This is a genomic window from Embleya sp. NPDC055664, assembly GCF_053618075.1.
Window position 1 is genome coordinate 70,954 of record NZ_JBSHGZ010000006.1, and the last position, 12,417, is coordinate 83,370.

Below are 12,417 nucleotides of genomic sequence, written 5' to 3' on the forward strand. Positions count from 1 at the left end.
TCTCTCCACTGCTTGCCTCTGACGTGGGCGTCAGGTTTTAGCGTAGCTCGCGACTGCTTGTCCGCTCCGCGAAGGAAGTTCGCTCATGCTCAGCTCGGATGTGGCCTCCCCCGTCGTCTCGGTACAGCCCGTCGTCCTGGTGGCGCCCGATCGGGGTGTGGATCTGCGGGTGCGGGTTTCCGCGCCGGTTGGTGGGAGTGGGCTGCCGATCGTCGTCTTCTCGCACGGCTTCGGGTCGTCGTTGCACGGCTATGGGCCGCTCGCCGACTTCTGGGCCGCGCACGGCTTCGTGGTGATTCAGCCCACCCACCTCGACTCCAGGACCGTTGGCCTTCCCCAGGACGACCCCCGCAGGCCGCAACTCTGGCGCTCCCGGGTCGGGGACATGCGGCTCGTCCTCGACCGGCTCGATCTGCTGGAGGCGGCCGTTCCCGGGCTTGGTGGGCGCCTCGATCGAAGCCGCATTGCCGCCGCCGGGCACTCCTTCGGCGGGCAGACGGCGGGCATTCTGTTGGGCCTGCGTGTCCTCGACCCGGTGACCGGCAACGCCGAGGACCTGTCCGACTCGCGGGTCAAGGCCGGTGTCCTGCTCGCCACGGCCGGCAGGGGCGGCAACGACCTGACGCCCTTCGCCGCCGAGAACCTCCCGTGGCTGAAGGGCCCGGACTTCGCCCACATGACCGCGCCCGCCCTCGTCGTCGCCGGAGACCACGACGAGTCGCCACTGTCCGTCCGAGGCCCGGAGTGGCTCGCCGACCCATACCACCTCAGCCCCGCGCCCAAGAGCCTGCTCACCCTCTTCGGGGCAGAGCACTCCCTCGGCGGGATCGCCGGCTACGAGGTCCGGGAGACGACGGACGAGAACCCCGAGCGTGTGGCCCTGATCCAACTGGTCACCCTCGCCTACCTCCGGCACGCCCTCGGCATCGACGACGCCGACTGGGCGGAAGCAAAGAACGGCACACCCATGGGACGCATCGAATCCAAGTGACTCCCCCGCGCCGCCCGCGCTCACCCCTCCGCGCGGTCGTACGCCTCCCGCGACGCCGTCATCGCCGGCTCGTGGCGTTCGGCCCAGGCGGTGAGGCCGGACAGGTACTCGAACAGCTCCCTCGCCATCACGGTCGCCTCGTACTCGACCTTCGGCGGCACCGTCGGGTACACCGTGCGCGTCAGCAGGCCATCGCGTTCCAGGCTGCGGAGCGTCAGCGTGAGCATGCGGCGGCTGATGCCGTGGATGGCGCGCTCCAACTCGGTGAAGCGCACCGGGCCGTTGCGGACCTCCATCAGGACGCTGATGCTCCACTTGCCCGCTACCCGGTTGAGCACGTCCAGCACGCGGCAGGCCTGGGTGACCTCGGCCGGCTCCGTTACACAGATGTTCCGCTGTGACATGAAAGTGCCTTCTTTCGTCGGCCTCCATGGTCACGGAGGATGTGTCCCGTAACAAGAAGTGCACCAAGCGAACACCTCAAGCGCACACCCCAAACCCACGGAACCGGGAGCACCCATGTCCCCCACGCTCGACGACGCGACCCGCAAGCTCCTCGACGCCAAGAACTTCGCCACCGTCTCGACGCTCAACGCCGACGGCGGCCCGCAGTCCTCGGTCGTCTGGTTCCAACGCGACGGGGACACCGTCGTGTTCTCCGCGACCGACGGCCGGGCGAAGGTCCGCAACCTCCGCCGCGACCCGCGCGTCAGCATCAACGTCTTCGACCTGGAAAACCCGTACCACTCGGTCGAGTTGCGCGGCACCGCCGAGATCGTCCCGGACCCGACGAAGGAGCTCCCGCTCGCGCTCTCGCTCAGGTACCTGGGCGAGGCCCCACCGCCGGAGCCCGAAACCATCGCCCGAGTAATCGTCCGCGTGACGCCGACCAGGGTGAACAGCTTCTCCGTCTGAGCTGCCCGAACCCCGGTCGGCGACCCGCTACTTGACGACCGACAGCGGCAACAACTTCTGCCCCCGTCGGGTCGATCCGGATCTCCGTGCCCATCGCTCGCCAATGCGGTTCGCGGAATAGCCACGTGCGGCCCGTCAGCGTGTCTGCATCGGCGCGGCGCAACTTGATCCCTCTCGGGGGGGCTACTCGACGCAGGGCGGGAGTACTGCCCATGGCCCGCTTGGGCATTGAGCACTTACGGTGTGCGTCCCGTCGGGACTCACCGCGATGCGATACGCACTGCGCGACGGTCGGCCGTGCGCCTGGTAGTCGTCCCATAGCCGGCCCAGCAGATCGGCCAGTCGCCGCGGCCCGGCTTGGCGTGCGGTTCCCTCCGCGGTGACGGTCGCGATCGAGCCGTCCCTGTGCCACATGGTCAGGGCACCCGACAACGAGGTATCGGTCAGGACCTCGTCCAGCCCCAACGAAAAGGACACCAGGAATGTGAACTCGCTGTCGGCCCATGCCGCCACCGCCATCGTGCAGGACTCCGCCGGCCCCTCCGGATTGTCGGGGCGCGGCATCAAGGGGGCGCCATTGGCGGGGCGCAAGCTCATGAAGTACGCACCGGTCGACAGGAATGCACCGCTTGCCGCGTGCTGCTCGTCGACGTCAAGGACGGCGATGCCCGCCCCCAGCGGAACGACGATGATGCCGCCGGGACGAACTGCTTGACGCCATGCGGCAGGGAGGGTGCTCACGCCGCAGGTGGCGATCAGCCGATCGGTGCTGTTGGGCTTCACCACGTCGGAGCTTGAGCCGTCACCGCAGATGACAGTGATCTTGTCGTGCCCGGTGGCCTCGAGTGCGGCTCGCGCGGCGGAAACCAGTTCCGGAGCAACGTCGATGGAAAGAACGTTTTCGTCCCCCACGAGCCGACCCAGGAGTCCCGCGTTGTAGCCCGTTCCCGTGCCGATCTCGGTTACCGACGTGCCGGGGTGCACATCGAGGGCATCCAGCATGTCGGCCATGAGCGAGGGCACCGTGGACGAGGACATGGTGGGCCAGGTCGAGGTGAGGAGTACCTGATCCCGATAGACCTCGGCAAGCCAGTCGGGGTGTGCATCGTTCACCTCCTCGGAAACCCATGCCCCCTCGACGAGGTGGCTGCGTGTGAACCGACGTACGTAGGCGTGCCGGGGCTCCTTCCGGAATGCGTCGGCTACGTCGGGCCGGAGTGCATGGTCGCTGGCGGTCAGTTCGTCGACCATGGCCATGCGCCGCGTGGTTGCTTCGTCGTCGAGTGTTGTCATGTGCTTGCGGCTTCCTCCAGGTAGTCGGCGATGGCTCGGCAGATGTCGTCCCGCTCCGGTGTGAACGCCCACTGGCCATTCGGGTTCAGCTCCAGCGCCCAGATCCTGCCCGCGGCATCCTGCACGAGGTCCCAGGCGGCAAACACCAGACCGAAGCGGCGGGTTACGGTACGAATGCCGTCGCACACCGCTTCCGGCAGCGTTCCGGGCCTGTACGTGACGGCTTCGCGGTCGACCGCACGGATATCGAGGTACGGGCCCGCGGTGGTCGCCTCGCTGATGAACAAACGATCGTCCACCACCGCAACGCGGTACTCCGCCACCTTCTGCTCGATCTCGCGTTGAAGGAAGTTGGCGGTCGCCCGTGCTCGTGGGTGGCCGTAGTGCTCCGGTGGGACTCGTGCCGCGTAGAGCACCTGATAGCCCTCTGGCGCGTCATAGGTGATCGGGCCCAAGGTCTTCGATACGGCCGGCCCCTTTTGGCAGAAGCTGCGGTGGTCCTGGGGCGTGTTGCCGATCCAGGTATCCGGAACGGGCAGGCCGGCCGTGACGAACGCGGCGAGTTGTGCGGGCTTGGTGCAAGCCGCGATTGCGAGAGGGTGGTTCACCCACGTGACATCGGAGAGTGAGTACAGCACGCCCATCATGCCGCTCCGGGCTTCCAGGGAGGCGAACTCCCGGGATGGCCCAGCCTGGACGCTGTCCGCCGGAAAGGCGGACGGGCGGCGCCAGTAGACCACGCGCAGGTCTTCCAGGCGCATGGCCCTGGACCCTTCCGAGAGCTTGCCTCGCCAGCCAGCCGGCCCGAACGTCGCCGAGAGGTTCACCGAGTCCGGGAACGCACCGGTGTCGATGCGCGCGAGCGCAACACGACGCCGATTGAGTTCTTCGATCACGAAATCGGCGGTGGCGTCGAGCGGGCCGGTGGCGACGAGGATTCTCGACTCAGGCATTGGGGGTGGCGTCGTCCGCCACTCCCTTGTCGACCGCCCCCTGCTTTCCGTCCGAGGTGACGTCGGAGGACGTGATTGCCATGGACACAACCACCCCGCTCTCGATGATCGGTACACCGTCCACGAGAGTGATCTTCCTGCCCTCGTCGAGGGTTACGTTTCCCGGGAACGTGGTGTCGTTCGGCACCGACGTCCCGTAGTCCACGTGGAGGGGGACGAGGAGATCGGTGTCCGCTGCCTGCGGGACTTGCGCTTCGATGACCTTCTGCATCGTCGTACGTCCTCTCTACTGATCGATCGGCTGTGATCGTGACCCTGCGCTTTTCATCGTTGCCTGCGGTGGCGGTGCGGACCATCAAACCTTCGAAGGGGGACATGGCTTTCCGCTTTCAACGGACCGCCTGGCCCGTTGTTCCAGGGAGGGCCTCGTGCTGCTTTCAACGGCACGGGAGTTCGGTCACGGCCTCTTGTCGGCCGGTTCCTCCGAATGCTCATGCCGAGTGCTGAGGCCGGTGGGCAACAGAACCCTGAGGTTGCCGCAGTGCGTCTCGAACTCGCGAGCGTCGTCCCGTCGCACATACGCCAGGGAGTTGATCACGTCCACGAACTCCCCTTCCTGGCCGCTCACTCGGTCGATCACCGGCTTGTGCCGGTTCTCCAACCAGAACCGCGCAACGTCCTCCGACGTCCACTCGCGCGGATCCTGAGGGTAGATCGATTTCGCCTGCTGCTCCATGGACATGACTGAACCTCTCAGTTGCCGCCAGTAGTGAGTCGGACACTCTGAGAGACATCATCGACAGTGCGGACCTACGATCTGAAGGCATGCGCAGTACACACCCGGAAACTGTGCAGCGATCGGAGTCAACGTGTCCGTAGATGCTGAACTGCCAGACAACCCCAGGAAGTTGTACGGCTGCGAGCTGCGGAGATTGCGGAAATCCGCAGGGGTGAGCCCCGAAGACGTGTCCGAGGCGGGTCACTGCACACCGTCTTTGTTGTTCATGATTGAGCGGGGGGAGCGGCGGCCTTCGACGGACTTCACTCGGGCGGTCGACCCACTCGTCGGTGCCGAGGGTCTGCTGCTACGGATCCATCGATTGATCGAGCAGGAGGCGATGGGTTCACCGTCCTGGTTCAAGGGCTACTTGAACGCCGAACGCTCGGCAAAGCGGCTGCGCTTCTTCGATGTTCAGGCTCTGCCGGGATTGATGCAGACCGAAGCGTACGCGCGGGCCCTCTTCGAGGCGGCACGCCCGCTGGACGTTGCGCGGATGCCGATTGAAGATCGAATCGCGGATCGAATGGCCCGCCGGGAGATTTTGACTCGATCGGATCCGCCCCAGGTCTGGGTCGTGGTCACGGAGGCTGCCGTCCGTGGTGTGTCCGGGCTGCGCCGGGACAACGCCCGGGAGCAGATCGCCCACCTCATTGATGTGGCGCATCTACCCAACTGCGTCATACAGATCCTCGCGGTCGGAGTACACGCCTGCATGAACGGCAGCTTCGTCCTGCTGACAACACCACACCGCGGGGAATCGGCCTATGTGGAGACAATGGACCGTGGCTCGCTGCTCCATCGCGAGAGTGAGGTGCACGAGTACGAGCGTCGCTACGATCTGGTCAAGTCGGTTTCGCTCTCACCGGCTGAATCCCTCAAGTGGCTGAATGAACTACTGATGGAGTACCAATCGTGATCACGCCTACCGCCCCACCCAGTGTCTGGCGCACGTCCTCGTACAGCGGCAACCAGGGCCAGTGTGTTGCGTCGGCACTCTTGACAGAGGGCGTCGGCGTACTGGACTCCAAGGATCCCTCGATCGGCCACATCGCCGTGAACCCTGCGTCATGGTCGGCGATGTTGAAGGCAATCAGGGCACCGCGCTGATGGCGGCGTGACGGTTCGCGCACTAAGCGAGCTTCGAATGAACGAGGGCCTTCCGAATCCGGTATGACCGAATAATCGGAAGGCCCTCGTTATTTCGCGGCTAGACCCACTCGATCGTGCTGGTCACGTCCGAGCCGGCCGGCGGTGCCGGCAGGGGCATCCGCGCGATGCGCTGGATCGCCTCCTCGCTCACAGCCGTCAGCTCTGGGTGCCGGCCGGCTGCTTGACGACCGACAGCGGCAGCAGCTTCTGCCCCGTCGGGCCGATTTGGATCTCCGTGCCCATCTGCGGGCACACGCCGCAGTCGAAGCAGGGGCTCCAGCGGCAGTCTTCGACCTCGGTTTCGTCGAGGGCGTCCTGCCAGTCCTCCCAGAGCCAGTCCTTGTCCAGGCCGGAGTCCAGGTGGTCCCACGGGAGCACCTCGTTCCACTCGCGCTCGCGCGTGGTGTACCAGTCCAGGTCGACCGGCTCGTCGGCCAGCGCCTCGCCCGCGCAGCGCACCCAGCGGTCGTAGCTGAAGTGTTCGCTCCACCCGTCGAAGCGCCCGCCGTCCTCCCACACCGCGCGGATGATCCGGCCCACCCGGCGGTCGCCCCGCGAGAGCAGGCCCTCGATCGCGCCCGGCTTGCCGTCGTGGTAGCGGAAGCCGATCGACTTGCCGTACTGCCGGTCCGCGCGGATCGCGTCGCGCAGCTTGTGCAGCCGCGCGTCGGTGGCCGCCGGGTCCAGCTGCGGGGCCCACTGGAACGGGGTGTGCGGCTTGGGGACGAACCCGCCGATCGACACCGTGCAGCGGATGTCGCGGCTGCCCGAGACCTCGCGGCCCTTTTGGATGACCTTCTTGGCCATGTCCGCGATCTGCAGCACGTCCTCGTCGGTCTCGGTGGGCAGGCCGACCATGAAGTAGAGCTTGACCTGGCGCCAGCCGTTGCCGTAGGCGGTGGCGACGGTGCGGATCAGGTCCTCCTCCGACACCATCTTGTTGATCACCTTGCGCAGCCGTTCGCTACCGCCCTCGGGGGCGAACGTCAGGCCCGAGCGGCGCCCGTTGCGGGTCAACTCGTTGGCCAGGTCGATGTTGAACGCGTCGACCCGGGTGGACGGCAGCGACAGGCCGATCTTGTCGTCGGTGTACCGGTCGGCCAGGCCCTTGGCCACCTCGGCGATCTCGGTGTGGTCCGCGGAGGACAACGACAGCAGGCCGACCTCCTCGAAGCCGGTCGCCTTCAGGCCCTTGTCCACCATCGCGCCGATGCCCTCGATGCTGCGCTCGCGCACCGGCCGGGTGATCATGCCGGCCTGGCAGAACCGGCAGCCCCGGGTGCAGCCGCGGAAGATCTCCACGGACATGCGCTCGTGCACTGTCTCGGCGAGCGGGACCAGCGGCTGCTTGGGGTAGGGCCACTCGTCCAGGTCCATCACGGTGTGCTTGGACACCCGCCACGGCACGCCCGAGCGGTTCGGCGCGACCCGCTGGATCCGGCCGTCCTCCAGGTAGTCCACGTCGTAGAAGCGCGGCACGTACACACTGCCCGTGACCGCGAGGCGGAACAGCAGCTCGTCCCGACCGCCCGGCCGACCCTCGGCCTTCCAGGCCCGGATGATGTCGGTGATCTGGAGCACGGCCTGCTCGCCGTCACCCACCACCGCGCAGTCGATGAAGTCCGCGATCGGCTCGGGGTTGAACGCGGCGTGCCCGCCGGCGAGCACGATCGGGTGGTCCTCGGTGCGGTCCTTGGCCTCGATCGGGATGCCGGCGAGGTCGAGCGCGTTGAGCATGTTCGTGTAGCCCAGCTCGGTGGAGAAGCTGAGGCCGAACACGTCGAACGCGCCGACGGGCCGGTGCGCGTCCACCGTGAACTGCGGCACCTCGTGCTCGCGCATCAGCTTTTCCAGGTCGCCCCACACCGCGTAGGTGCGCTCCGCGAGCACGTCGGCGACCTCGTTGAGGACCTCGTACAGGATCATCACGCCCTGGTTGGGCAGCCCGACCTCGTACGCGTCGGGGTACATCAGGGCCCAGCGGACCGCGCACGCGTCCCAGTCCTTGACGGTCGAGTTGAGTTCGCCACCGACGTACTGGATGGGCTTCTGCACCTGGGGCAGAAGCGGCTCCAGACGCGGGAACAGGGACTCGACGGGCATGGCGGTCCTTCCGGGAGTGCGGGGAGGGATCGACCACCTCGGTGCGGGAAGGGTGATCGACCTCCCAGCCTAACGCGACACGGGCGGACCCCCTACCGAGATGTCGGCGAGAGTCCGCCCGCACAGGATGCGATCAGGGGTGCGATCAGGGGTGCGACCAGTACGATCAGGCGGATTTGAAGGCGCCGGCGTGTCTCATGTGCACCGACTGCAACAGCCCTATCCCCATCCACACGGCGAACATCGACGATCCGCCGTAGGAGACGAACGGCAGCGGCAGCCCGGCCACCGGCATGATGCCGAGGTTCATCCCCATGTTCTCGAACGCCTGGAACGCAAACCAGCCGACCACACCCGCCGCCACGATCGTGCCGAACAGGTCGTCGGCGTGCAGCGCGATCCGGATACCGCGCCACAGCAGCAGCGCGAACAACCCGATGATCACCGCGCTGCCGACGAAGCCCAGTTCCTCGCCGGCCACCGAGAAGACGAAGTCGGTCTGCTGTTCGGGTACATACGAACCACTCGTCTGCTCGCCCTGGAACAGCCCCTGCCCGGTCAGCCCGCCCGAGCCGATCGCCAGGCGCGCCATGGCCGTGTTGTAGCCGACGCCCCCCGGATCGAAGCTCGGGTCGGCGAAGGCCCGGAATCGGTCGATCTGGTACTCGCTGAGCAGCCCGAAGTGCACCACCGCCGCCGCGCCGGCCCCGGCGAGAGCGAACATCAGCACCATCCAGCGCGCCCGCGCGCCGGAGGCGAGCAGCACGCACAGCACGATCATCGCGATCACCATGACCGACCCCATGTCGGGCATCAGCATGATCACCGCCATCGGCAGCGCGGCCACCACGAGCGCCCAGAACACGGCCTTGTCGCCCGGTCTGGCCAGGTCCCCGGTGTCCACCCGCTCGGACAGGATCATCCCCATGCACAGGATGATCCCGATCTTGACCAGCTCGGCCGGTTGCAGCGAGAAGCCGCCACCGATCTGGATCCACGCCCGTGCTCCGTTGACCGTGCTGCCCAGCGGGCTCAGCGCCGCGAACAACCCGAACAGCGCCACGATCGCCACTATCGGGGAGAACGCCCGGATCCGACGGTGACCGATTATCGCCACCGCCGTGGCCAGCACCAGCCCGATCACCAGGTTGAGCAGGTGCCGCTTGAAGAAGAACTGCGGATCGCCGCCGGTGAGTCCGCGCCGATTGCGGGTCGCCGACCAGACCAGCAGCGAGCCCACCCCCGACAACACCAGCGCCGGGCCGAGCAGCAGCCAGTCCAACCGGCGCACCGGCGCGTCGCGCTGGATGATCTGCCGGGTGATCGACCGGCGCGGGGTGAACACCGGTGCCAGGCGGCCCAGGTCCGGTGTCCCGAATCCGGCCACCCGCGAGGCGGGCCGCAGTCGCAGGTTCAGGTTCATGTCCCTCTCCCGGTCCGGTAGGTCACCCGCTCGGGCGGCAGTGCCCCGGGCCCGAAAGCGGCCACATCCACCGTGCGCCCGTCACCGTCGCCGAACGGATGCGGCGGAGACAGGAGGGACGGTGCCCGGAAAGAGACCGGCGTCACCGTCCCGTCCGCCTGGATGTGCGGCAGGTCCGCGGGCGGGCTGGGCAACAGCGCCTTGCTCGGGTCGATCGCGCCCTTCTCGTCCACGCCGAGCAGCGCCTCGTAGATCTTGCGCACCGACGGACCCGAGGTGCCGGAGCCGGTACCGCCCTGGCTGACCATCATCACCACGGCGTACTGCGGACCGTCCTTGGACCCGCCGTAGGTGGCGAACCACGACGTGCTCTGCTTGCCGTACACCGAGCCGGTGCCGGTCTTGGCCGCTATCGGCATCTGCGCGTTCGGCCAGTTGGCGAACACGCCGGCCGCGGTGCCGTTCATCTCGACGCCGATCAGCGCGTTCTGCAGGTACTTCATGGTGGCCTCGCCGACCGGCACCTTGCCCGCGGCCTGTGGCTGGATCTCGCGCACCAGCTTGCCGTCGGGGCTGACCACGGCCTTGCCGATGGTCGGCTTCCACAACGTGCCGCCGTTGGCGATCGCCGCGTACACCCGGGTCATCTGCAGCGGGGTGACCGTGGTGTCGCCCTGGCCGATCGCGAAGTTGATCGCGTCACCGGCGCGAAACTGCCAGCCGTCGACGCAGTTCTCCTTGGCGATCTTGTCCACGTACTCGTTGCCGGTGTTGCCCTGCTTGCACCACGCGTCCTTGTTCTGCTCCCAGTTGCGCTTCTTCCAGGCCCGGTCGGCGATCCGCCCGCCCGACTCGCCGGGCAGGTCGATGCCGGTGGGGGCGCCCAGGCCGTAGTTCTTGGCCATGGTCACCATCGGGTCCTTGGGGGCCTTCCCGAAGATCCCGCCGTCCTTGAGCCACATGTCGTAGCCGATGCCATAGAAGACGGTGTTGCAGGAGACCTCCAGCGCGCGCTGCAGCGAGATCGGGCCGTAGCCCCTGGACTCCAGATTGTTGAAGGTCGTGCCGCCGACCGAGATGCTGGGCGAGCAGTCGTAGTTGGCCTTGGTGGAGTAGCCCGACTCGGCCGCCGCAGAGGTGGAGACCACCTTGAAGATCGAGCCCGGCGCGAACTGACCCTGTATGGCCCGCGACACCAGCGGCACGCCGGCCTTCTCGTCGGTGAGTGCCTTGTAGTCCTGCGGCGAGATGCCGCCCACCCACACCGACGGGTCGTAGTTGGGCGCGCTCGCCATCGCGATCACCCGCCCGGTCTTGACGTCCATCACCACCGCGGCGCCCGCGTCGGCGATGAAGTTCTTGTGCGTGTTGCCCGCGTCGTAGGTCGCGCGCGCCCGCTTCATCGCCTCGTCCAACTGCTGCTCGGTGATCGCCTGGATCTTCGCGTCGATGCTGGTGACCAGGTGGTTCCCGGCCACCGGCGGCGTCTCCGAGACGGTGCCGGTGACCCGGCCCAGGTGGTCCACGGACAGCCCGGTGACCCCGGACTTGCCGCGCAGGTCGGCGTCGTAGGTGCGCTCCAGACCGCTGCGGCCGACCTCGTCGGCGCGCTGGAGGTCCTTCTTGCCCTCCGCCTTCTGCTTGCTCAACTCGTCGTCGGAGACCGGCGAGAGGTAGCCGACCACGTGCGCGCCGTTGGCCCCCTCGGGCGCCGGATACTGGCGCACGGCGGTGGGCTCGGCAGTCACCCCGGGGAACTCCTCGCGGTGCTCCATGATGGTCAGCGCCTGCTCGGTGGTGGCGTTGTCCGTGACCGGGATCGGCTGGTACGGCGAGCCGTTCCAGCACGGCTTGGGCACGTTGCGCTCACACAGCCGGGTGCGCGCCTTGACCTCGTCGACCGGCAGTTCCAACACCTTGGCCAGCCGGGTCAGCACGGCCGTGCCCAGGTCCGGCATGCGCATCAGCTCGGTACGGCTGACCGACACCACCAGCGCGGTGCGGTTGTTCACCAGCGGCCGGCCCTTGTCGTCGAGGATCCGGCCGCGGACCGCGGGCGTCACCACGTCGCGGACCGCGTTCTGCGAGGCCGCCGCCGCGTAGTGGTCGCCCTCGCGGATCTGGAGGTACCAGAGCCGGCCGAAGAGGGTGATCATCAGTGACAGGACCAGGATCAGCAGGATCACCATCCGGGCGCGCACGGTGTGCGCGCCGTCGCCTCGCGATCGTCCGGCGTTGAGCAGGCTGGGCATACGTTTGCGCATCCGGTTCGGTCACCCCCTACCGGGCCAGGCCCGAGAGCAGCGTTTTCGGATCCACCTTGCGGGCCAGTGCCATCACCCACGGGACCACGAACGGGGCCAGGATCGCGTCGTAGAGCACCGCGGTCAGCAGCAGCTTGGTCAGCCCCACTTCCCGCACCGCTCCGTCGCCGACCAGCGCGCCGACCGCCGCGTACAGCACGGTGGTGCCCGCTGCGGCCATCGCGACCACCGCGATCGGGGTGAGCACCGAGCGCCGGGGGTTGCGGGAGGCGAACATGCCCGCCACGTAGCCGGTCAGGCACAACACGAACGCGTACCGCCCGGCCGCGTGGTCCGCCGGCGGCGCCAGGTCCGCGCACAGGCCCGCCGCGAAGCCGATCACACACCCCGGGGTCGGCCCGTACGTCAGCGCGAGTCCGACCACCACCAGCAGCAACAGGTCCGGCACCGCGCCGGGCAGACCGAGCCGGGCGAGCACGCTCACCTGGACCACGAGCGCGACGACGATCAGCAACGCGGCGTAGAACACGCGGGAGATCCGCACC

General features: G+C 67.7%; 12 protein-coding genes and 1 pseudogene. 4 read left to right on the forward strand and 9 right to left on the reverse strand.

What is annotated here, in order from left to right:
* Window positions 1-85 precede the first annotated feature (85 nt).
* Window positions 86-991 carry an alpha/beta hydrolase family protein gene (locus ACWGR4_RS12735; RefSeq protein WP_452128357.1) on the forward strand — a complete coding sequence of 302 codons (906 nt, stop codon included), beginning with the start codon at window positions 86-88 and terminating at the stop codon, window positions 989-991.
* A 20-nt stretch (window positions 992-1,011) separates the two neighbouring features.
* Here the strand turns inward: ACWGR4_RS12735 and ACWGR4_RS12740 are convergent, their stop codons facing one another.
* The gene (locus tag ACWGR4_RS12740; protein WP_452128356.1) at window positions 1,012-1,395 is read right to left on the reverse strand and encodes a winged helix-turn-helix transcriptional regulator; all 384 of its coding nucleotides are present in this window, start codon (window positions 1,393-1,395) and stop codon (window positions 1,012-1,014) included.
* A 115-nt stretch (window positions 1,396-1,510) separates the two neighbouring features.
* Here ACWGR4_RS12740 and ACWGR4_RS12745 point away from each other — a divergent pair, with 115 nt between their 5' ends.
* Window positions 1,511-1,906: a PPOX class F420-dependent oxidoreductase gene (locus tag ACWGR4_RS12745; RefSeq protein ID WP_452128355.1), complete on the forward strand. Its 396-nt coding sequence runs from the start codon at window positions 1,511-1,513 to the stop codon at window positions 1,904-1,906.
* Between the two features lie 183 nt (window positions 1,907-2,089).
* Here the strand turns inward: ACWGR4_RS12745 and ACWGR4_RS12750 are convergent, their stop codons facing one another.
* The 4 genes from ACWGR4_RS12750 to ACWGR4_RS12765 all read right to left on the reverse strand — a co-directional run bounded on the left by ACWGR4_RS12750 (window position 2,090) and on the right by ACWGR4_RS12765 (window position 4,894).
* Entirely contained in the window at window positions 2,090-3,199 is a 1,110-nt protein-coding gene (locus ACWGR4_RS12750) for a methyltransferase domain-containing protein (protein ID WP_452128354.1), read from the reverse strand.
* Window positions 3,196-4,152: an MvdC/MvdD family ATP grasp protein gene (locus ACWGR4_RS12755; RefSeq protein ID WP_452128353.1), complete on the reverse strand. Its 957-nt coding sequence runs from the start codon at window positions 4,150-4,152 to the stop codon at window positions 3,196-3,198. The genes ACWGR4_RS12750 and ACWGR4_RS12755 overlap by 4 nt, the downstream gene beginning before the upstream one ends.
* Complete coding sequence (locus ACWGR4_RS12760; protein ID WP_452128352.1) at window positions 4,145-4,423, reverse strand: hypothetical protein; 279 nt, start codon at window positions 4,421-4,423, stop codon at window positions 4,145-4,147. Before ACWGR4_RS12760 ends, ACWGR4_RS12755 begins: the two co-directional genes overlap by 8 nt.
* A gap of 186 nt (window positions 4,424-4,609) precedes the next feature.
* Entirely contained in the window at window positions 4,610-4,894 is a 285-nt protein-coding gene (locus tag ACWGR4_RS12765) for a hypothetical protein (protein ID WP_452128351.1), read from the reverse strand.
* Window positions 4,895-5,021: 127 nt separating this feature from the next.
* On the opposite strand from ACWGR4_RS12765, the gene ACWGR4_RS12770 reads away from it, so the two are divergent.
* Both ACWGR4_RS12770 and ACWGR4_RS12775 read left to right on the forward strand, forming a co-directional pair.
* A complete protein-coding gene (locus tag ACWGR4_RS12770; protein ID WP_452128350.1) occupies window positions 5,022-5,849 on the forward strand; it encodes a helix-turn-helix domain-containing protein in 828 nt (275 codons plus the stop codon).
* The gene (locus tag ACWGR4_RS12775; protein WP_439675008.1) at window positions 5,846-6,040 is read left to right on the forward strand and encodes a DUF397 domain-containing protein; all 195 of its coding nucleotides are present in this window, start codon (window positions 5,846-5,848) and stop codon (window positions 6,038-6,040) included. The genes ACWGR4_RS12770 and ACWGR4_RS12775 overlap by 4 nt, the downstream gene beginning before the upstream one ends.
* A 198-nt stretch (window positions 6,041-6,238) precedes the next feature.
* Here ACWGR4_RS12775 and ACWGR4_RS12780 read toward each other — a convergent pair whose 3' ends face one another.
* From ACWGR4_RS12780 to mreD, 4 genes and pseudogenes are all read right to left on the reverse strand, one after another.
* A complete protein-coding gene (locus tag ACWGR4_RS12780; protein ID WP_452128349.1) occupies window positions 6,239-8,185 on the reverse strand; it encodes a TIGR03960 family B12-binding radical SAM protein in 1,947 nt (648 codons plus the stop codon).
* A gap of 166 nt (window positions 8,186-8,351) precedes the next feature.
* Entirely contained in the window at window positions 8,352-9,530 is a 1,179-nt protein-coding gene (gene rodA, locus ACWGR4_RS12785; RefSeq protein WP_452128390.1) for a rod shape-determining protein RodA, read from the reverse strand.
* Between the two features lie 74 nt (window positions 9,531-9,604).
* On the reverse strand, window positions 9,605-11,860 hold the full coding sequence (mrdA, locus tag ACWGR4_RS12790) for a penicillin-binding protein 2 (RefSeq protein WP_380003151.1): 2,256 nt from the start codon (window positions 11,858-11,860) through the stop codon (window positions 9,605-9,607).
* A 61-nt stretch (window positions 11,861-11,921) separates the two neighbouring features.
* Window positions 11,922-12,416, reverse strand: a pseudogene (gene mreD / locus ACWGR4_RS12795) (rod shape-determining protein MreD); the annotation flags it as partial.
* Between the last annotated feature and the right edge of the window lies 1 nt (window position 12,417).

Coding starts and splice junctions, on each gene's coding strand:
- ACWGR4_RS12735 (WP_452128357.1), top strand. CDS start 86: ATGCTCAGCTCGGATGTGGCCTCCCCCGTCGTCTCGGTACAGCCCGTC.
- ACWGR4_RS12740 (WP_452128356.1), bottom strand. CDS start 1,395: ATGTCACAGCGGAACATCTGTGTAACGGAGCCGGCCGAGGTCACCCAG.
- ACWGR4_RS12745 (WP_452128355.1), top strand. CDS start 1,511: ATGTCCCCCACGCTCGACGACGCGACCCGCAAGCTCCTCGACGCCAAG.
- ACWGR4_RS12750 (WP_452128354.1), bottom strand. CDS start 3,199: ATGACAACACTCGACGACGAAGCAACCACGCGGCGCATGGCCATGGTC.
- ACWGR4_RS12755 (WP_452128353.1), bottom strand. CDS start 4,152: ATGCCTGAGTCGAGAATCCTCGTCGCCACCGGCCCGCTCGACGCCACC.
- ACWGR4_RS12760 (WP_452128352.1), bottom strand. CDS start 4,423: ATGCAGAAGGTCATCGAAGCGCAAGTCCCGCAGGCAGCGGACACCGAT.
- ACWGR4_RS12765 (WP_452128351.1), bottom strand. CDS start 4,894: ATGTCCATGGAGCAGCAGGCGAAATCGATCTACCCTCAGGATCCGCGC.
- ACWGR4_RS12780 (WP_452128349.1), bottom strand. CDS start 8,185: ATGCCCGTCGAGTCCCTGTTCCCGCGTCTGGAGCCGCTTCTGCCCCAG.
- mrdA (WP_380003151.1), bottom strand. CDS start 11,860: ATGCCCAGCCTGCTCAACGCCGGACGATCGCGAGGCGACGGCGCGCAC.